We start from the raw sequence: 20,375 nt of genomic DNA on the forward strand, positions 1-20,375 counted from the left end.
AGGGTTGCTCCTTGCTCAGTGGATTTGGCATGGCGGTTGACTGCCCTTCACCCCTTGATTATCCCTGAATCCAGTCCGCCTGCCAAACCCACACCACCTGAGTTGTCGACCACTCTTCCGCCAGCCCTGGTCCAGCCTGGCGCATGCCGGACCCAGGGGCCGGGGCAGCCGCCCGGGCCGACAAGAGCGCCTCCGGCAGCAGCCGGACATCCGCCTTCAGCCAGGTGGCCAGCTCCTGCTCCAGGGCCAGGAAGGTGAGCACGTCGGGCAGTCGGGAAAAGCGGGCCACCAGACGGGGCTGGCCCCCGGCCTGGGGATCCGACAGGACGCCCAGGGCCTCCACGCCGCAGTGCTGGAGGCGGACACCGTGGGGATCCAGCAGGCGTGCCACCCGCTCCAGGTCGGCCAGGGGAGTGGCGGCACCGACGCCCTGGGCTGGGGCCGCGGTTGGGGCAGCCGCGGGGGGTGGGTTTGGCGCCCCGCGGACGTAGAAGGTCCCCCGCCCCTGGCCAACCCTGTGCAGCAGGCCCTGCTGGGCCAGGGCAGCAAGGCGGCGGGTGGCCGTCGCCTTGCTGATGTGCACAGCTTTCATCAGCTGGCGGGCGGTAACGCGGCCATGTTCCTCCGCCAGGGCCAGGGCACAGCGCGCCACCTCATCCAGCTCCAGGGACTGCCAGTCCGACGGCCCGGCTGGAGCCGACTGTCTGGGGGGAGAGGGGCGCTCCTCAGCCTGGCCCTGCAGGATGGGCCATTGCTGTTGCAGGGCCAGGAAATCCTCGGCCTCGTCGTCAAAGCCGGCCCGCAGGCTCAACTGATAGCCGACACGCCAGTGATGCCGGGCTGGCTCCGGCTGCTCCATCTGGGCGTAGGCTTCCGCCAGATTGTAGTGGGCCCGCACTTCCACCAGGGGCAGGCCGATCTCCTGGCAGACGGCCAGACATTCCTGGTAGGTCTGGATGGCGGGGGCCAGACGTCCATCCAGATGGTAGGCCATGCCGATGTTGAGGAGGGTGCCGGCGGTCAGCCCCCGGTTTTCCAGCTTCTGGTAGGTCGCCATGGCCTCCTGGTACGCGGCGATGGCGTGGTCGAAGTCGCCCATGTCGTTGTAGATCAGGCCCAGGTTGTTGAAGGAGTTGGCCACCCGCAGCAGGTCGCCCATCTCCTCGCGGAGGGCCAGGGCCTGCTGGGCATGACGAATGGCGTGCTCGTACTGGTGTTGGTGGCGGTACAGGCTGGCCAGGGCATCGTAGACGTCGGCCTGGAGTTCCCGCCGGCCGGGCGGCATGTGGGAAAGGGCCAGCAGCAGGTCGGACTCGGCCTGGCGCCACTCCTGGCGCAGGATGTAGAGCCAGGCCCGATCCTTGAGGAGATTCAGGAATTCCAGGTGATTGGGCGGGAAGCGTTCCGAGGCCTGGCGATAGTAGGCCAGGGCGTGAAGCTGGTTGTGCTTCTCGTAGAGCTTGCCCATGCGCCGGTAGACCCGGGCCTGGTCCACCGGCTGGTCACAGGCCGCCAGGGCCCGGCGGCAAGCCTGGAGGGCTTCTGTCTGCTGACCACTCTTGGCCAGCAGGTCGCTCAGCAGGATCTGCACTTCCCGCCAGAGATCGGGCGAAAGCTGGCCCCGCTGAAAGGCCTGGAGGGCTTCCTCCAGCTCTTCCAGTTGGAGTTCCTCTAGCAGGTCATCGGAGGCCTGGAGCAACAGGGTAGCTGCTTCGGGCCAGCGGTGGGCCCGCTGCAGGTGTTGGGCCGCCTTCAAGGGCTCGTGTTGTTCCAGGTAGTAGGTGGCGGCCAGGCGATGGCGGGCCAGCAGCCTGGCCTGGGGCTGGCGGCCGTAGACGAAGGAGCGGAGCACGGGGGAAAGCCACAGGTTGGCACCCGCATCGCCGGTGAGCAGGAAGCGATGCGCGGTCAGATAGTCCAGGGACTGCTCGGGGTGAGGCAACCGTTCTTCTGTCGCCAGGCGCAGGAGCAAGGAGCGGGGAAAGACGTCATCAAAGGTGGCGGCCACACCCAACAGTGCTTCGGCTTCAGGGCGCTGTTTCAGAGGGCGGTAGGCCGCAGCCAGGGCCATTTGCTGTAGCTCGTCGGTAGCGTGTCCGCCCTGAAGCTGCTGCCACAGCCACTGGGCCACCTCCCGAATGGCCCGATTCCGTTCGTCGAAAAAGGTATCGGTGCTGGGAATGCCCGTCAGGGCTGTCAGGGTCTCGGTAAAACGACCGCCCGGCACGAATTCGTCGGGATGGAGGGGATCCAGATAGCGGTGGCGCAGGATGTTGTAACGCCACCAATGGGGATCTCGCCAGGTGGGATCGTCCAGAGGACGCCGGGTGCCGATGGGGTAACGGACGGGGCCGGGCGCCAGGCGATGGACGGCCCACTGGAGCACCAGACGCAGCGCGTGCCCCCGTTCATCTGCCGTCGGGGAGACATCATCCAGGACCAGCAGGGGCTTGACCAGAGCCGAGTTGGCCAGGGGGGAACGGGCCAGGGCGAGCACGCTGTGGTAATTCTTGAAGGCGGCGTTGACCAGTTGGGTGAACTCGCCCTGGGACATGTGGGCGCCCCTTGGGACCGCTACAGACGCCGAATTCAAGATACCGTCGACCATGGTATCACCTGCCACAATCCCCCACCCCAATTTCCTCCCCACATCCACCCATAGAAACTCTCCATATTCAGTCGTTCACGATTTCGTCGCCCTGTCCGTGACTCCGACGATTGTGGACCATATCCCCAGCTCCCCTCCCCGGCAGTCTTCCATGGAACCGATCTCTGAGCCGTTTTGAGCCGTTTTTAGTCGGTAAATGCCAGTAGGGCCCTCCAGTTCTAGTTTATCATAAAGTCACCCATCGGTCAGTGTACCGGACAAGATCGACCCGGGCATCCACCGGCTTTATCGGTCCCAGAACAGCCGTCTCACATCATCAGGAGTGTGGCAACCCGTGAACGCCAAGAGGTCCAGTTGCAGAGAAGTCGCCCCCTCCCTACGCTTCCATCTCCACAACGCCCTGGGTGCCAGGGCCGCCGGCATCTGGGTGGCCCTGCCTCTCATCCTGGCCGCAGGGGCCTGGGCACTGCTATGGGCCGCGCTGCGGCCGACGCCCGTCCAGGCCCAGGTGGACACCACCTGCGACGCCGTCTCCGCCATCCCGGCTGAGGAGTGTCGCGCCCTGGTGGCCCTCTACCAGAACACCGACGGTGCCGCCTGGGACGACCACACCCTCTGGCTGACGGTCAACGGGAGCACAACGCCGTGCGACTGGTTTGGCGTCACCTGCGAGGGCGGCCATGTGACACGCCTGGAACTGCCCGGCAACAGCCTGCGGGGCAACCTGCCCCGGGCCCTGGGCGGGCTGGGTCACCTCCAACAGCTGGACCTGTCCGACAACCTGCTCCGGGGTGGCGTCCCCGACAGCCTGTGCCGCCTGGCCGTGGCTGGTACCCAGGCCCACCTGGCCTACAACCAGCTCCAGGCCCGGGATGCCCGCACCCGCGCCTGCCTGGATCACCTGGATCCGGACTGGCTGGAGACCCAGACCATCCCGCCCCGGGAGCTCACGGTGGGCCAGATCACGACCGATCAGATTCAGCTTCGCTGGCAACCCATCCCCTACACCGGAGACGGCGGCTACTATGAAGTGCGCTATGCCACCCGGTTGGACGGCCCGTACACCGTCCACGGCACCACAGCAGACAAGACCGCGGACGGGTATATGCTGGACGGATTGACGCCCGGCCAGACCTACTTCATCCAGGTGCGTACCTTCACGCCGGCCCACAGCAACCAGGAACATGGCCAGCTGAGCCAGCCAGCTCAACTGGCGGCCGTGACCCAGGCCGAGAGCGGCTTCGTCCTGCTCATCCTCTACTTCCCGGCAGACAACGACCTGTCCCCCTACGTGGACAGCGTGTTGGAACGGGTGCGCCGGGGCAGTGAACTGAACCCCAACGTCCAGGTGATCTTCCTGGGCGACAAGCGAGGCCCGGCCAATACCCGTATCTTCGAGGTGGCCCGGGGCGTGATCACCCGGACCCACACCGTGGAAGAAGTCTGGGGCACCGACGAGCTGGATACATCGGACCCGAACGTGCTGGCGTGGTTTCTCACCCATGCCCGGGAACGCTTCCCCGGCGCCGCCCGGACGGTGGTGAGCCTCATGGGGCACGGCGTGGGCATGATGCCCGAATTCCCCTGGCCCACCCTGGACGACGGGGCCGACGTCCCGTCCACCACTCCGCCCGGCATTCCGGCCCTGCCCAAGGGCATCGAGGCCACGCCCGGGGATGTGGGGGACGGCAGCGGCTACCTGAGCAGCATCGACTTCGGCGCGGCCCTGGCCGCAGCCACGGACAACGGCGCCAATCCCTTTGACGTGGTCTTCTTCGACCAGTGCTTCCAGGGCAACCTGGCCACCCTGTACCAGGTCCACCGTTCGGCCCGGGTCCTGGTGGCCTCGCCCAACTATGCCTGGCTGGCCGCGCCCTACCATCAGTACCTGGTGGCCCTCTCCCCCACAGCCACGCCGGAGCTCATGGCCGACCGCCTTATCCGCATCTACCAGGGGGCCCTGGACGACAGCCACCCCAACGTCATCTTTTGGGTGCGGGGGGCAGACATTCCGGCCATCACCCAGGCGGTGAGCCAGCTGGGCACGAGCCTGCAGGCTGCCCTGCAGACGGGCAACAGTGCCATCCTGGCGACCATCGGGAATGCGGCCCGGCTGAGCCAGTACGTGGATACCACCCAATGCGGGCGCCAGCAGTTCCAGATGGGGCCGCCCGATGAGCTGCTGGGGGCCGGTTCCTTCGCCTCCAACCTCCGGCGGGGCTTTGGGCCGGGCGATCCCTTCGGCATCTACGATGCGGCCGGTGCGCTCCTCGCCCAATTGGACCAGGTGGAGAGCCTGGCCCGGGTCGGTCACCCCTACCTCGCGCCCCAGGTCACCTGGACATACACCGACACCATCACCCTGCTGGCCCCCCTGCGCCGGGAGAGCCCGCCGAACGTGGCGTGGCGGGCCAGCATCTTCGGCGCCACGCCGCCCATGGACGCCATCTGGACGCCCTCCCCGGACCAGACCGTGCCCATTACCCAGCCCTTCGCCCTGGCCGAGGAGAGCACCTGGGACGAATTCATCGCCGCCTGGTACACCGGCCCCATGACACCCACTGTGGGCGAGTGGTGCCACTACACGCCGCCGGTTCGGATCACCCAGGACGTCACCGAAACGCTGACCCTCACCGTCACCGACCAGGGACTGGGCACCGCCCAAGTCATCTGGACAGCCACGGCGGCCGAGGACGCCACCTCCTACTGGCTGCTGGCTCGCCCCCAGGGCCAGTCCAACTGGACGGTGGTGGAACAGCTTCCCCTCACCCAGACCGTCCTGACCCTGGCGGCCCCCGAAGCCGGCGTGACCTTCGACCTTCAGGTAGTGGCCCAGGATGCCCTGGGCCTGGTGGTGGCCGAGTCCAACCCCGTGGACTGGGCCGTGAGCGGGCCGGTCCTGGATCGGCGCATCTACCTGCCGGTGGTACGAAAGTGAGGGGCCGCCATGATACCGCTCCGGCCGCCATAACCGGCGCCATCCTTCCCGAATTGTTTCAACCGAATCCCAGCAATCTCGTGCCCGGTACCTGTCCCCGGCGTACGCCAGGCCCTGCTGTGCCTTGAACAGGTCCGCCCGTGCGCCAGACAGGGCGACACTCACACACAAGTCCACACCATTTACACAAAGCAGCTCTACAAAACACACAAACTCATTCAGAAAGGAGCATCCCATGTCCGAACAACTGTGGTTAGAACACCGCTGGTCCCGCTGGATCGGCGCGGCGGTGGTCCTGATCGGGCTGCTGCTGGCCTCCACCCTGCGGGTCGAGGCGGCGCCGGCCCCGGTGGCCGGCCGCTGTGCCCCCTTCGAGGATCTGGCCCTGGGCGTCACCTACCACAACGGTGACACCTTCAGCAGCTACCCCTTCGATTTTGCAGTCCATGCCTTCACAGCCGGCGACGGCACCGTGCTCACCGGCGGCTTCGTCCAGGTGGAGAACGGCGGCCAGGCCGGCGGCAGTGGCCAGGAGCTGGAGGTCAATAACAGCGTCCTCGAACTTCTCCTGCCCGCGCCGGTGGATGGGGTGCGCCTGCGCTTCGGCGAGTATGGCGGCAACCTCAACCTGGTGGTCAACGGTGACTTCCGCAACTTCAACAACTTCGCGGATCTCCACGGGGCCACCGTGGGTGGGGCCACGGTGAGCGTGGTCAACGGCCTGGGCAACGACGCCGGCGAATTGGAGATCCAGGGCAGCATCGACAACTTTGCCGTGGGCGGCCAGGAACTCTTCGTGGACGACCTCTGCGTCCTCAAAGAGGCCAACCAGGAGCCGGATCCCCAGGAGCCCCACGGCCGGCCCGACCTGGGCGACGCGCCCGACAGCAGCAATCATCCGGGTATCGCCAACACCGCCTACCCTGGCCCCGGTGTACTCGGCCGCTTCCCCACCGTCTGGGCTGACCCCACCGGTGCGCCCTCTGGCCCTCGCCACGCCAATCCCCACTGGGAGGCCATTCTGGGCGACTGGCTCTCTTGGGAGCGGGAGGCCGATCAGGGCATGGACCAGGACGGCGTCCAGAACATCCTGGACGGTGGCATGGACAACGCCAATCGCGACGACTACGACGACGGCTGGTTGAACCGCAACGTGCCCATCTTCGACTGTGAGGAGACCCACCTGCGGGTGCGGGTGAGCAAGGGCGCCGCCGCCACCTTGAAACAGATGTACCTCAACGTCTGGTTCGACGGCAACCGGGACGGCGACTGGGAGGATATGGGCCTCTGTGGGCCGGCCAACGAGGCGGACGGGCCGCAGAAGCGTTCCTTTGAGTGGATCGTCCAGAATTTCCTGGTGGATCTGACGGCCATCCCGGCCGGCGGCTCCGTGGATCTGACGGTGCCCACCGTCCTGGTCCTGAACACGGCGCCCCATCACCCCCACTGGGTGCGCTTCACCCTGAGTGAGCAGCCCGCGGTGGCTCCGCCCAACGCCCAGCCGGATGGCCGCGGTCCCCAGTTTCCCAACAGCTACCGCTTTGGCGAGACCGAAGATTACATCCAGCGGCCGGGCCCCCAGGGGGAACCGGGCCAGATCGAGGTAGACAAACGGGTGGACACCGGCGGCAAAGATGTACTGAAGCCGGGTGACGTGGTGACCTACACGGTGCGCCTGGCCCACCGGGGCGGCACAGCCCCCATCTTCGCCGTCCTCACCGACACGGTGCCCATGGGCCTCCAGGTGGGCGAGCGCATCCAGGTGATGGAGATGGCAGGCCAGGTGGCGCCGCTACAGGCCAAGCTACACGAACGAACCATCGGCTGGCGAGGACATCTCTCGCCTGGTGGCGTCCTGGCGCTCTCCTTCCGGGCCCGGGTGAAAGCCTGCTACGGCGGCGAGACGGAGACCATCGAAAATGTGGCCATGGCCCACGCCCCGGCCACTGGCCAACAGGTCCGGGCCGCGGCTCCCGTGTTGGTTCAATGCCTCCCCCAGAAGCTGGACCAGGTGGCCGTCTCCCAGATGTTGATCTATCTCCACCGTGAGGCCGATGGCGATGGAAACAGTGACGGGAACAGCGAGCCGGGCGGCGAGGCCCAGGCTGCAGCCCTGACCGACGCCGTGGCGGAGCTGGTGCCCGGGCTGCCTGCCCACATCCGGACCACCTTCACCAATCAGGGAGAGGCGCCCATCACCCTGCTGGTTGGCCTGCCCCCCCTGGAGTGGGCCGGCGCTGCCGAGGCCGCCACATCCGATGAGATCCCCCGGGATTTCCGCATCCTGCATCTGGCCCCCGGCGAAACCCAGTCCCTGGATCGTCCGGTCAATCTGCAGGCCCTGATGGAGACACTCCCCCCCGCCGCGGACCCGGCCATGCTCCCGGACGAAGAGCCGGAACTGCTGAGCATCGTCCTCTACTGCTTCTCCAGCGGCGACGCGGCCAACGTCTCCTGTGCGACTGACGAGGGCCATGCCCGGGGGCGCCACCTCCTCCGGCTGCGGTTGGTGCGCCGGGACCTGGGCGACGCGCCCGACGACACGAACCACTTCAGCGCGGGCATGCTCGCCTACCCGGCTGCCGGCGTGCCGGCCCGCTTCCCCACGGTCTTCGACCCGGCCACCGGCTCGCCGCCAGGACCCATGCACCGGCACCCTCGCCTGCTGCACCTGGGCCCCATGGTGAGCATCGAGGCGGAAGCCGACCTGGGCCCGGACCTGGATCTGGTGAACAACCTGATCCCACCCCTGAACCAGGCCAACCTGGACCGCCACGACGACGGCCTCCAGCCGGCGCTCCTGAGCTTCCAGCACTGCCAGCCCACCCGCATCCCGGTCCGCGTCTTTGTCAGCCCCCTGGTGGCCAACTACTACGCGCAGCACAAGGAGGAGCCGGCCTTCCTCAACATCTGGGTGGACAGCCGGCGGGATGGCGACTGGGACGATGTCTTCGAGTGCGGGGGGGATGGCAACCAGCAGCCCGTGGCGCTGGAGCACATCGCCATCGACTTCCCGGTGGACGTGGCGGCCCTGGGGCCCGGCCTGCACACCATCCCGGTGACCACCGGCCTGGTACCCTGGCCGGCAGAAGGGGCTGATCGCCCGGCCTGGCTGCGGGTCACCCTCAGCGAACGGCCAGCCAACAAGCCCCTGAGCGCGGCCGGTATCGCCTACGGCGATGGCCGCGGCCATGATCGCCCCTTCAAGCTGGGCGAAACCGAGGACTACCTGGTGCGCCTGGGGGGCGACGGCGATCAGGCCGACACGACCATTGACAAACGTGGCGCCCTGCAGATTGATCCCGAGACGGGCCAGTTCCGCCTCCTCTGGAAGATCCGCTATGGCAACCGGGGCCCCAACGCCGCCCGAGATGTGGTCATCGAGGATGACCTGAGCCAGGCCGGCGATCTGGACGAGCTGCAGGTCCGCACGGCGCCGCCCATCAGCTACACCCTGGCGGGCTCCCTCCTGCGCTTTGACCTGGGCACCCTGCCGCCAGGCGCCGAGGGGCACATCCTGCTGGAGAGCCCTCTGCCGACGGACGCCGCCTTCGGCCTGGAGTTCACCAACCGGGTGAGCATCACCGCCACCAACGACATCAACCCCGACAACAACCAGGCCAGCGCCCGGATCGCGTACGAGCTGGGCCCGCCGCGCATCGTCACCCCGGGGAACGGCACCACCTGCCGCAACACCTTCGAGATTGCAGGCCGGGCCCATCCGGGTGCGGAGGTGGATGTCTTCATCGATGACATCATCATCGGCACCATCACCGCCGATGAGACAGGCTGGTGGTCCACCACGACCACCCAGGCCGACGGCGCCCATACGGTGTATGCCGTGGCCCGCCTGGGCGGAGAGACCAGTGCGCCTTCACCGGAGCTCCTGGTGATCGTCGATTCCAGCCTGTTCTACGATCCCATGAGCCTGCGCTTCACCGACGACGACGGCCACAGCTTCCGGCCCACCGACAGCAGCGGACGCACGGACAACGGCGGCTGGCAGCTTCAGCTCCGGGCCAATACCACCTACACGGTGACGGTGGCCCGCTGCTGCGAGGATCCCAACGGCCAGATTGAGCTGACCATCAGCGACGTGGGAGTCATCCCCCTGACCGATGATGACGGCGACGGCGTCCATCAGGGCAGCTTCCACACGGGCGAGCGCACCGGTGAACCCGCGACCATGGAGCTGACTGTCACCTGCGATGGCATCAGCGTCACCAGCTCCGGCCAGGTCCTGATCGACCCTGAAGGGGTGGTCTACGACGTGGCGACCGGGCAGCCCATCCAGGGGGCCACGGTGGCCTGCCTGGAGGCCACGGCCGGCGGCGATGGTACGACCGTCTACCAGCTTTGGCCGGCGGCGGACTTTGGCCAGGTCAACCCCCAGGTGACGGGCGCGGATGGCTACTTCAGCTTCTGGACGCCGCCGGGCACCTACCAGCTGGATGTGACCGCGACGGGCTACCAGCCCTACCGCAGCCCAGACATCCAGGTGGTGAATGAGCTGGTCCGCCACGATGTGCCGCTGACGCCGGCCATCGACGGGGAGGCCGATCAGGTGATCCACATCACCGAGGCGGGTTACGACCTGCCCAGCCTGACGGTGCCGCCGGGCAGTGTGATCGAATGGGTCAACCTGGACCTGAACAGCCACACCGTCAGCAATGCGCCTGCCCAGGCTGGAGCTGCCAGTACGACCACCTGGGACAGCGGCCTGCTCTCCAGCGGGGAAAGCTTCAAGCTGCGGCTGGATCAGGAGGGCATCTACACCTACAGCGACCGCACCGATGAGGGTCGCACCGGCACCATCATCGTCACAGCCGAGACGCCCTTTGAAATCCAGTCCAGCATCTTCCTGCCCATCGTCCGACGGTAGCGAAGCGTCCTGGCCGTCCTGGAGGGGCTGCCTGTCGTGGCAGCCCCTCCCCTTGTGTGTGCGGCCTGCCCAGGGGCGCCCCAGGAGGAGGGATGGACAGGGTCGTGGCCGCGGAAGCTGCCTCGACTCCCCGCTCACCTCGTCCCACGACGTCCATATTCATCCCATTCCGTGGTAGACTATGACAGTCCGGCGTAAATACCACGGCGGGAATTCGGCGGCATTACCTCGGGTGGATACGATCGGCGAAGCCGCGGGCCAAAGGCCCGATCGGCGAAGCCGCGGGCCAGAGGCCCGATCGGCTATGCCGCAGGCCAGAGGCCCGATCGGCTATGCCGCAGGCCAGAGGCCCGATCGGCTATGCCGCAGGCCAGAGGCCCGATCGGCTATGCCGCAGGCCAGAGGCCCGATCGGCTATGCCGCAGGCCAGAGGCCTGATCGGCGAATTTCTGCCGGGATTTACTATGACACACGATGAAGTTGCCCTTGGGAAATCGCCGCTGTCTGGGGTTCGTCCCCTGGCAAGCCCCCAGGCAGCCCAGTTCTGTCCTTCGGAGGAATCACGTTGTTACTTGCACTGGACACCGCCACGGCCACTGCGTCGCTGGCACTTTATGACCTGGACACGGATCAATTGCTGGCCGAATATAGCTGGCTGGCACGCCGCCGCCACACCCAGGATCTCCTGAGCGCGGCCCAACAGCTGCTTCGACAACTGGACCGGTCGCCCCAGGACCTCACCGGGCTGGCGGTGACCACCGGGCCGGGCAGTTTCACGGGCGTGCGCATCGCCATCAGCGTGGTCAAGGGCATCGCCATGGGGCTACCGAAGGTTCCCAGGCTGGTGGCCGTGCCCACCCTGAGCGTAACCGCCGCGCCCTGGCTGGCCCTGACGGGCACCATGGAGAGTCCTGCCTGGGTCTGCGCCTACATTCAGGCTGGCCGTGGCCGCTACAACTGGTCCTTCTTCGGGCCAGACGATCTATTGCGCTGCCCATCGGTGGATGAACACGAGGCCGGCCCTGCACCCCAGTTCGCCGATCGGCTGGCCGGGCTGGCGCCGCGGACGATCTGGCTGGTGGGCGAGCCAGCCCCCGATTTACAGGAGGCGACGGCGCACCTCTCCCATGTCTGCCTGGTGGACGCGGTAAGCAGCCTGCGCCGGGCTGGACAACTGGCCCGGCTGGCCGTGGCCCATCTGCGGGCAGGTCACGAAAGTGAGCTGGCCACGCTGCAGCCCCTCTACCTGCGCAACCCGTGACCGTTGTGGAGAGCGAGGGATGGCCTGGAAGCCTGGAGGAAGAGATGATGCACCAAGAAGAACCGAACGTTTTACTGCCGCTCCAGCGGTTTCCCCATGAACTATCGCCCATCTTCACACCTCTGACACCCGCCGATCTGGACGATGTCATGGCGCTGGAGGTACAAAGCTTTCCCACGCCCTGGTCTCGCAGCACCTATCAGCGGGAACTTCAGGGGAACCGCATCGGTTCCTACTGGGCGGTACGCCCGGGGCCGGGGGTGCAAGAAGCGCCGCCCATCCTGGCCTATGGCGGGCTGTGGTGCCTGGGGGAAGAAGGCCACATCGCCACCATCGCCACCCACCCCCAGTGGCGCCGACGCAAGCTAGGCACCTGGCTCCTGCTGAACATGCTGACCGTGGCCCGGGTCTCGGGCGCGCGGCTGGCCACCCTGGAGGTCCGGGTGAGCAACCGGGGTGCTATCGCGCTGTACAACAGCCTGGGGTTCGTGCAGGTGGGGCGGCGGCGGCGCTACTACCACGACAACGGCGAGGATGCCCTGCTCATGACCCTCTTCGACCTGGACCATCCGGACGTCTGGCGACGGCTGGAAGCCCTCCGGGAGGAGATTGCCCGCAAACCCGACGAACGGGCCGAATCCGGCGAGCCCATCCGGCGTCCCTGATGCGGGCGACAGACGACGCACCGCGCTACGGTGCCGCCGTCTGTCCGGGCTGAATGGGGTGAGCCACCACGATGATGCGGTGGGTGTTGTCGTTGCGAGGCCAGCAGCTCACCAGCGTCAGCCGGTCGTCGTCGAAAGGCCCGATCCAGCGGGCGTTTTTGGCCCGCTGCTCCGGCGAGGCGTGCTTCTCCGGCACGATGACCACCTGGCTCACGCTATAGACGAATTGCTCCTCCTCGGACCAGAGGACGATCTCATCGCCTTTGCGCAACAGGTCCAGCTCCCGAAAGACCGCCCCCAGGATGTTGTTGTGGCCGCTGAGGACCACGTTGCCCCCTTCGCCGGGCACCGCGCTGTTTTTGTGCCAGCCTGCAGCATACTTCGCCACATCCCACTCGCTGAAGATGGCCCCTTCGTCCGAGCGGGCCGGATGCCAGCCCAGCTCCACCACGGGGGTATCCACCCCGATGGCCGGGATCACGATCCGGTCGGGGATGGGGCGATGTGCTGGCGCCGATGCCTGGCGGACCGGCTGCGGGGCGGCTGGAGCCGGCGCAGCGGGAACGGCTGGCGTGCTACAGCCGGCGACAATAACGCCGATGCCCAAGAGCAGAATCTGCAGGAACGGGTGAAACCAAGATCGGGAGCGACGGTTGCGACGCATCACGGGGCTCTCCCCTTGTGTGGATGATAACAGCGGATATAAAAACCACGGATGATAACGGGTCGATCCTCATGACTCGGCCCATGGAAGCACCTTGGCTGCCCCATCAGGGGGACGTCGGCTGAAGGCGGCGTCCCTGGGCTACAGCGGTCACCCGCACCACAGGACCGCCCAGGGGGGTGAGCATGGCTGTGAAGGTGGTCTCCCCGCCCCGGGGGATCACGTTGTGCTCGGGATCCACCTTGCGGGTCGCCACCACCCGCCCCATGGGGTCATACGCGGTCAACACCACCTGGACATTCACCGCCTCTTCGGGGCCCACATTTTGAATGACGCCGGTCACCGTGTAGGAAGCGTAGCGTTCGCTCTCGGTGGTCAGATCCCGCACTTCCAGATCCCGGTAGTAGCCGCCCACATAGGCCGGCACAGCGCTGACCGGGTAGACCTGGTAGTGGTCAAAGGGGCGTGGCACCGTGCCAAAGAGGATGGCAAAGGGCGCCCGCTCGCCCGGATCCACCAGGTCCAGGGCCACCAGGGCCTGGGCCTGATCGATCTCGTTGTTGGATTCGTCCAGCAGGGAGATGCCCACCCGCACCTGCTCCAGGGCGGTGCCCGTTCCGTTGTTTACCTCGCCCAGCACCCAGAGGCCTCCAATGGTGGTCTCGCTGAAATGAAGATTTTCGATGGCCACCGGCAGGGGCGTGGGCGTGGCGGTGGCGGCCGTGTCCTCATCCACGTCTTCCTGACGTGGGATGATCAGCTGCTGGCCGATCTGGAGGAAGCGGGGATCCAGGATGCCGTTGGCCTCCTGGAGGGCGGCCACGCTCACCCCATAGCGGCTGGAAATGGCCAACAAACTTTCGCCCGCCTGGATGGTATGGATCACCGGCGTAGGCGTAACGGTGGGGGTGGGGGTAGGCTCTGGCGTGTAGGGCGCGGGTGTAGGCGTGGGGGCAGCGGTGCCGCCCACCACATCCAGGCTGATGGTGGGCGTCGGCATGGGCGTAGGCGTGGGCGTCAGGGTGATCACCTGGCCGCAGCCGGCAGCCAACCCCGCCAACAGGAACAACAGGAGCGCCCTTCGTTTACTCCAGCGATTTGCCCAAACAGCTTGCATTTGCTCTGAAAACATATAGACTGGAGTATACCATAGATACACCGCGGCGACCGAAGCGGATTCCGTGAAAGGTCCGGAGTCCGAAGTCGGGACTGTGGACTTAGGACTCCGGACCCCGAACTTTCCATCTCAATCCCAGGAGAACATCATGGCCAAAATTGCGGTCTTTTCTGACAGCCACGACCACATCTGGAATCTAGACCGGGCCCTGGCGCTGGCCCGGGACGCCGGCGCCGAACAGCTCCTCCACTGCGGCGATTTCTGCGCGCCCTTCATGGTGGACCGGCTGGCCCAGGGCTTTTCCGGGCCCATCCACGCGGTCTTCGGGAACAACGACGGCGATGGCCGCCTGTTGCAGACCATGGCTGCCAGACACGGCCACGTCACCCTCCATGGCATCTACGCGGAGTTGACCGTTGGCAACCGGCGGATCGCGCTGATCCACTACCCGGAACCGGCCCTACGCATCGCCCAGTCCGGCCAGTTCGACCTGGTCTGCTATGGCCACAACCACCAGCGCAAGGTGGAGACCATCGGGGAGTGTCTGCTGGTGAACCCCGGTGAGCTGTTGGGGATGCACGGCGTGGTCAGTTGGGGACTCTACGACGGCGACGCCCACACCTTCACGCTGCAGCACCTCAACCCATAAGCCCGGAGCGGGGATGCCTCCAAAAGGCAGCACACCGCTCCCGGAGCGGTGTGCTGCGAGGCCAGGTAGCCTACCCGAAATCGTAACTATTCAGCCCCATCCCTCCCGTAGGTCCGGCCTCCCGGCCGGACAGGGGCTCCTGCACCTCTGTCACGCAGGGAGGCGTGACCTACGGTCCACTACGCACCACGAATCCATGGGTCTATTTCCGCCGGGCTGTACTAGCCGCCTTCCCCCGCTGGGAGGCAGGAGGGGAATCGTTCCTCCGAATCCGGCTCACAGGGATCAGGGCACCGGCGTGGCCTCCGGGGTGCTTGCCGGGGTTGCCTCCGGTGTGGCCTCTGGCTGTTTGATGAAGTCAGCCCGCCCCCGTTCCACAAAGCGCTCCACCGTGTACTCGGAGACGTAAACGTAGTACGGTGAATCCGACGAGGCCATCACGTAGTAGCGGCCATCCTCGCTCTTGGCACCGATGGTCAGGGTGTGGGTTTGGGGCTCTTCATCCTCCTTCTGGGTGGTCACCTGGATCACCGCGGTGGGCTCATCCAGACCGTACTCGGCCTTCGCCTCCTTCCCCAGGGGCTCCACCATGTTCAGACCGGTCAGGGTGGTGATCATGGAGGCCAGGTTGTTCTCGTTGAACTCCTCCCCTTCCTGCAGCCCCTCCAGGGTCCAGGCGCCGGCGTTCTTGGTGAAGTGCAACTCGCCATTGGCATTGGTCAGGGTCATGGCCACGATCTCTTCCCGGGGCGCGCTGAAGTAGATGGTGTCGATCCAGTCCCGGGGCTGGTTGCCGGCGTCATAGCTGCGAAGGTTGGCGGCCAGGTAGACCTCGGCCTGGTCACCCCGGCGCACATGGGTGGCGGCCACCCGGGGCGCTGTGCCCAGGTAGAGGGTGTGCTGACTGCCGTCGCTGAGCTCCAGGTCAATGCGCCGGATGAACTGATTGTCCGCCACGCTCAGCCGTTCATAGCTGGCCGCGTTTTTGGCCACCAGGCGGTTGGTCTTCAGCTCCATCAGCTTGTCGATCAGGGTGGTCACCTTGTCGGCCTTGACCGGGAAGTCGCCCCGGTCTGGCATCACCCAGGAGCCGTCCTCTGCCTTGCGCAGGGTGACCTGGGTGTCGTCTTCCCCGGCGATGGTCAGGGCCACCACATTGTCCTGGGTCAGGTCCGGGAAGAGGGGTTGGCCGGCGTCCACCGTGGCGGAGCGGGGCCAGAGCATGACCACGGCCAGCACCAGCTGGATCACCAGCAGGCCAGTCAGGCCGTACAACAGCACGTCGCCGTTGCCGCCGCCCCGCAGGACACGCCCCAGCGGGGATCGTTTGTCGACCGATTCCACATTACCTGCCATCTTCATACTCCCATCTCGTCGTGCAGAGAGGCCTGGTCTCTTGCCAGAGGGTGCCATCACCGCAAAGGCGCCCGCGAAACGCCCAATGTCCTCGGCGCCGCTGCGGTATTTGGGCCGTGGAGCCAGCGGTGGATCAGCCGCCCGACTCCACGCCCAGGTCGCCGAAGGAGGTGGGCGAGCCCAGGGGGATGGGCTTTTCGTGGCGGCGTCGCCACTGCCAGATGCCGCCCACCACCAGCAGGGCCAGCAAAGCCACCCCGTAGTTGGCGATCTCCCACATGGACTGCTCCCGCTCGGTCAGCGGCTTCAGGATGCGGACGTTGTTTCCCCGGGCCCGGATGCTCAGCAGATCCAGGTCCTCCACCGACCAGTCCACCGCGTTCTGCAGGAAGAGCAGATTGTTGCGGAAGCGGTCCTGGGTCAACTGGGCCGAAAGATTTAGCACCAGATCATCCACAAACTCCGCGCTGCCGATGACCACCAGCCGGGCAGTCTCCGGCGACTGGTCCAGGAAGGTGGCCGGAGGTTGATCCTGGGACGTGGTGGTGCCGCTGTCCCCTTCCTCGTTGGACGCCTCCCAGGGCGACGGCTTGTCTTTGAAGTAGCTGGTAAACGTACCCTGGACGGCTACCGCCAGCGGGTAGGACTTCTGCTCGCCCTCCACGGCAAAGCCGTATTCGGGATAGGCCTCGAAATCGGGCTGGATGTTGGTATCGGTCCGCAGCCAGGAGGCCGGGCTGGACTGGAGCAGGACGGTGACGTCGTGCTCCGCCAGTTTGGTCTCGTCCACCACCACCGGGGAGACCCAGTTCATGGTCACCGCCGGCAGGTTGGAGACCATGGGGTTATCCCGGGCCATGCCGTCGGGCCGCACGTCCACGAAGAAGGGGTAGCTCAGGGCCTGGATCTCCCGCACCTGGAAGCCGCCTACAGTGCGGTTGACCGCCACCGGGAAGGGCTCATTCTGGGGATCCAGCACCATGGCTTCCTGGACGTCCACGCCGTAGCTCTGGAGCATCTCCCGCAGGCCGTTTTCGACCTTGGTCACCCCCAGGCCGCCGGTCAACATGTCCGGGGCGATGGTGTAGTTGCCGGCGGCGACCACCACGGCCCCACCCCGCATGAGGTATTGGTCCACGGCGAAGCGCTCTTTGTCGTTCATATTCTGGGGGGCGATGACCAGGAGCATGTCGATGTCCTCGGGCACCTGGCCATCGCTCAGGTTCACCGGCTTGACGGTGTACTCGCTGCTCAGCTGTTCCTGGATCATATTCCAGGAGGCCAGCGGCTGCTGGGGCTGGCCGAACATGTCCGTGGTGGGGGTGGCGGGCGGCGTCCACAGGCCCACCACCTTGAGGAAGCCCGGCGCGCTGCGCTTCAAAGCCGACTCGATGGCCGTGCGGATGTCCGCCTCGCTGAGGCTGCCGGTGGGGTAAATGACCTGCTGCCGGTTGCCCATCTGGAGCAGCATGTGCAGGTAGTAACTCTGGTCGGAGAAGAAGGAGACCGGGAAGGGCTGCAGGCCGTAGGTGTCCAGCAGCTCCTGGCGGCTCATCTTGCTGTCGGCCGCGTCCGGGTCGATCTGCTCGAAGGTGAACTTGCCGTCCGACTCCGCCGCGATGGCCTCGGCCACCTTCTGGATGGTGGCGGGCGCCTCGGCCAGATCAGCCGGCAGGGTGTTGGGCGTCACGATCAGGGTCAGGTGCACTGGCTCCGACATGGCCGCCAGGAGGGCGTCCACGCTCTGGAAGCCGTAGACCACCTTTTTGATGGCGCTGGTCAGGTCGTATTCCAGGTTGCGCAGCCGCACATCGATGGTACCGTCCCGGTTGGGCTCCACCTGGATCAGGTCGTTGAAGCCCAGGGTCACGCTCTGGTCGCCGTAGCGGATCAGGATGTCAAAGTAGGAGTTGATGACCGAGGCTTCATAGCGGCCGGAGACCTGAAAGGGGGTGGGGCGGATGCCGTAGGTCTGGTTGGCTTCGGCCTCGATTTCCGGATCGGTGGTGGGGTCGACCACTTCCGCGGTGACCCGCCCCCGGGCCGCGATCTCATACTCCTTCAGCATGTCGCTGATGCGGGGTACCAGGGGCGCCAGGAGGGGATGGGTGCGGCTGCTGATGTAGGCCCGGATCAGCAGGGGCTCCTGCAGGTTGGACAGCAGATCTTGGGTCGTCTGGGAGAGACTGTACTCCCGGTACTCGGTGGTATCCAGGCGCAGGCCATGGAGGGGGTAGAGCCAGAAATTGACCAGAACCAGGTTGGCGATGAGCAGGCCCGAGAGGGCAGCCTGACGGCGCCGGTAGGGCCGGGTGCGGGCGCCATGGCTCCACCGTTTGCTGTCCAGGGAGAGCTTGTTCAGCACCAGGAAGATGCCGGTCAGGGAGAGGTAATAGGCCAGGTCCCGCAGGTCGATGACGCCCCGCTCGATGCTCTCGAAGCGACTGCCGGTGCCCAGGGCCCGCATCAGTTCACCCACCTGGTTGCTGACAAAGTCGACCGCGGCGCTGGACCCCACCAGATAGAAGACCCCGCCCACCAGACCCGTGGCGATAAGGGCCACGATCTGGTTGTCCGTGCGGGAGGAGACGAAGAGGCCGATGGCCGTGTAGGCGCCGGCCAGCAGGATGGCGGCCAGATAGCCGCCAAAGACCGGCCCCCAGTCCAGGTTGCCCAGCTGGGCTACGGTGATGGGCAGGGGCAGGGTCAGGAGCAGGGCCAGGACCACCATGGCCATGACGGCCAGGAACTTGCCCAACACCATTTGGGTGGTGGTCACAGGCAGGGTCAGGAGCATCTCCAGGGTGCCGGCCCGCTGTTCTTCGCTCCACTGTCGCATGGTCAGGGCGGCCACCAGGAAGATCAGGAGCAGAGGCATCCAGCGGAAAAGTGGCCGCACATCCGCAATCCCCCGGGCGAAGAAGGTGTCCACCCAGAAGAAGGTAAAGAGCGTGCCGGCCAAAAAGGCGCCCAGGAAGATGAGGGCCATGGGCGAGCCGAAATAGCTCTCCAGCTCTTTGCGGGTGATGGAAAGGATCTGTCGCATAACGGGCTCCTACGTTTCTGAAAACGAGGATGAGGTCCATTCCCCAGGCGGCCGACGCCAGGGAAGGGTAACGGGGTGACGCCGGCCGGGGGCCTCAGGCAGCCACAGCCAACTGGTTGAAGACCGACTCCAGCGTCTGCACGTCGTTGCGGAGCTCCCGGACCGGCCAGCCCTGGTCGGCGGCCAGCCGATAGATGGCCGGGCAGAGGTCCGCGTCCTCCCGGCCGCGTACCCGGTAGAAGGGGTAGCCATTTTGGCTGTCCCGCTCCACAGCCACCACACCGTCCAGCCTGGCCAACGCGTCCCGCACGCCGGCCACTTCCTGATTCAGGACGAGGATAGCGTTGTGGGTGGTGGCCAGCTCGGAAATGCGGGCGTCGGCCCGCACCTGACCGTTCATCAGGATCAGGACCCGGTCGCAGAGGGCTTCGACCTCTGACAGGATGTGGGTGGAGAAGAGGATGGTGGCGTGCTGGGCCAGTCGGCGGATCAGGCGGCGGATCTCCACGATCTGGGTGGGATCCAGCCCCACGGTAGGTTCGTCCAGGATCAGCAACTTGGGCCGATGGAGGATGGCCTGGGCCAGCCCGACCCGCTGACGATACCCTTTGCTCAGCTGGCCGATGGGCTGGGTCAGGCGGTCGGTGAGGCCGGTGGCGTAGACGGCCCGGGCGATGCGCTCGTTCTGCTCCGCCGGCGGCACCCGCCGCAGATCGGCCATCAACTTCAGGTAGGCCTGCACCGACAGCTCGGGGTAGAGGGGGGCATTCTCGGGCAGATACCCGATGTGCGCCTGAACGTCCTGGGTTTGGGTCAACACATCGAAGCCGGCGATGGTCACCTGGCCTTCGTCCGGCTGCAGATAGCCGGTGAGGATCTTGATGAGGGTGGTCTTGCCTGCGCCATTGGGGCCCAACAGCCCGACAATTTCACCTTCTTCGATGGTGAAAGAGACATCGGAGAGGGCCCGGATGGTTCCGTACGCCTTGCTCACGCCATGGACATCGATCATGCAGAGCCTCCACAGTCGCTTGGCCGTCGAAGTCTCAGGGGGAGTGTGTCCGTCTAGAGCAGTCGGGCCTTAAGCCCCCGGGCCGAAATTCGGCGGCCTTACCGTCTCTGACGAAATTTTGGGCGGAAACTGGCGGCGAATTTCAGCCGGGATCTACGACTGCGTCCATCCTGGATG

Annotated in this window: 11 protein-coding genes; 5 read left to right on the forward strand and 6 right to left on the reverse strand. The window is 66.2% G+C overall.

Features of this window, described 5'->3' with window-relative positions; translation table 11 throughout:
* Positions 1-58: 58 nt before the first annotated feature.
* On the reverse strand, positions 59-2,554 hold the full coding sequence (locus FKZ61_RS13540) for a tetratricopeptide repeat protein (protein ID WP_170199691.1): 2,496 nt from the start codon (positions 2,552-2,554) through the stop codon (positions 59-61).
* Between the two features lie 388 nt (positions 2,555-2,942).
* Here FKZ61_RS13540 and FKZ61_RS13545 point away from each other — a divergent pair, with 388 nt between their 5' ends.
* The 4 genes from FKZ61_RS13545 to rimI all read left to right on the forward strand — a co-directional run bounded on the left by FKZ61_RS13545 (position 2,943) and on the right by rimI (position 12,354).
* Positions 2,943-5,546 carry a fibronectin type III domain-containing protein gene (locus FKZ61_RS13545; RefSeq protein WP_170199693.1) on the forward strand — a complete coding sequence of 868 codons (2,604 nt, stop codon included), beginning with the start codon at positions 2,943-2,945 and terminating at the stop codon, positions 5,544-5,546.
* Between the two features lie 235 nt (positions 5,547-5,781).
* Complete coding sequence (locus FKZ61_RS13550) at positions 5,782-10,428, forward strand: carboxypeptidase regulatory-like domain-containing protein (protein WP_141610661.1); 4,647 nt, start codon at positions 5,782-5,784, stop codon at positions 10,426-10,428.
* A gap of 565 nt (positions 10,429-10,993) precedes the next feature.
* Complete coding sequence (gene tsaB / locus FKZ61_RS13555) at positions 10,994-11,689, forward strand: tRNA (adenosine(37)-N6)-threonylcarbamoyltransferase complex dimerization subunit type 1 TsaB (RefSeq protein ID WP_170199695.1); 696 nt, start codon at positions 10,994-10,996, stop codon at positions 11,687-11,689.
* A 44-nt stretch (positions 11,690-11,733) separates the two neighbouring features.
* Complete coding sequence (rimI, locus tag FKZ61_RS13560; protein ID WP_141610663.1) at positions 11,734-12,354, forward strand: ribosomal protein S18-alanine N-acetyltransferase; 621 nt, start codon at positions 11,734-11,736, stop codon at positions 12,352-12,354.
* Positions 12,355-12,379: 25 nt separating this feature from the next.
* On the opposite strand, the gene FKZ61_RS13565 is transcribed toward rimI, so the two are convergent.
* Positions 12,380-13,018, reverse strand: a complete 639-nt coding sequence (locus FKZ61_RS13565; protein WP_229964250.1) for a sortase — start codon at positions 13,016-13,018, stop codon at positions 12,380-12,382.
* A 106-nt stretch (positions 13,019-13,124) separates the two neighbouring features.
* Complete coding sequence (locus FKZ61_RS13570) at positions 13,125-14,087, reverse strand: FxLYD domain-containing protein (protein WP_141610665.1); 963 nt, start codon at positions 14,085-14,087, stop codon at positions 13,125-13,127.
* 196 nt (positions 14,088-14,283) lie between these two features.
* Here FKZ61_RS13570 and FKZ61_RS13575 point away from each other — a divergent pair, with 196 nt between their 5' ends.
* Entirely contained in the window at positions 14,284-14,784 is a 501-nt protein-coding gene (locus FKZ61_RS13575; RefSeq protein ID WP_141610666.1) for a YfcE family phosphodiesterase, read from the forward strand.
* 285 nt (positions 14,785-15,069) lie between these two features.
* Here FKZ61_RS13575 and FKZ61_RS13580 read toward each other — a convergent pair whose 3' ends face one another.
* The 3 genes from FKZ61_RS13580 to FKZ61_RS13590 form a co-directional block, all read right to left on the reverse strand.
* On the reverse strand, positions 15,070-16,140 hold the full coding sequence (locus FKZ61_RS13580) for a DUF4340 domain-containing protein (protein ID WP_229964251.1): 1,071 nt from the start codon (positions 16,138-16,140) through the stop codon (positions 15,070-15,072).
* Positions 16,141-16,273: 133 nt separating this feature from the next.
* Complete coding sequence (locus FKZ61_RS13585) at positions 16,274-19,186, reverse strand: Gldg family protein (RefSeq protein WP_141610668.1); 2,913 nt, start codon at positions 19,184-19,186, stop codon at positions 16,274-16,276.
* A gap of 94 nt (positions 19,187-19,280) precedes the next feature.
* Complete coding sequence (locus FKZ61_RS13590) at positions 19,281-20,198, reverse strand: ABC transporter ATP-binding protein (protein ID WP_141610669.1); 918 nt, start codon at positions 20,196-20,198, stop codon at positions 19,281-19,283.
* Between the last annotated feature and the right edge of the window lie 177 nt (positions 20,199-20,375).

Source organism: Litorilinea aerophila (assembly GCF_006569185.2).
GTDB classification, from domain to species: domain Bacteria; phylum Chloroflexota; class Anaerolineae; order Caldilineales; family Caldilineaceae; genus Litorilinea; species Litorilinea aerophila.

Bases quoted from the DNA above. Each gene is read 5' to 3' on its own strand.
- FKZ61_RS13585 (WP_141610668.1), bottom strand. From the start codon at position 19,186: ATGCGACAGATCCTTTCCATCACCCGCAAAGAGCTGGAGAGCTATTTC.
- FKZ61_RS13550 (WP_141610661.1), top strand. From the start codon at position 5,782: ATGTCCGAACAACTGTGGTTAGAACACCGCTGGTCCCGCTGGATCGGC.
- rimI (WP_141610663.1), top strand. From the start codon at position 11,734: ATGATGCACCAAGAAGAACCGAACGTTTTACTGCCGCTCCAGCGGTTT.
- FKZ61_RS13565 (WP_229964250.1), bottom strand. From the start codon at position 13,018: ATGCGTCGCAACCGTCGCTCCCGATCTTGGTTTCACCCGTTCCTGCAG.
- FKZ61_RS13575 (WP_141610666.1), top strand. From the start codon at position 14,284: ATGGCCAAAATTGCGGTCTTTTCTGACAGCCACGACCACATCTGGAAT.
- FKZ61_RS13590 (WP_141610669.1), bottom strand. From the start codon at position 20,198: ATGATCGATGTCCATGGCGTGAGCAAGGCGTACGGAACCATCCGGGCC.
- FKZ61_RS13580 (WP_229964251.1), bottom strand. From the start codon at position 16,140: ATGGCAGGTAATGTGGAATCGGTCGACAAACGATCCCCGCTGGGGCGT.
- FKZ61_RS13540 (WP_170199691.1), bottom strand. From the start codon at position 2,554: ATGTCCCAGGGCGAGTTCACCCAACTGGTCAACGCCGCCTTCAAGAAT.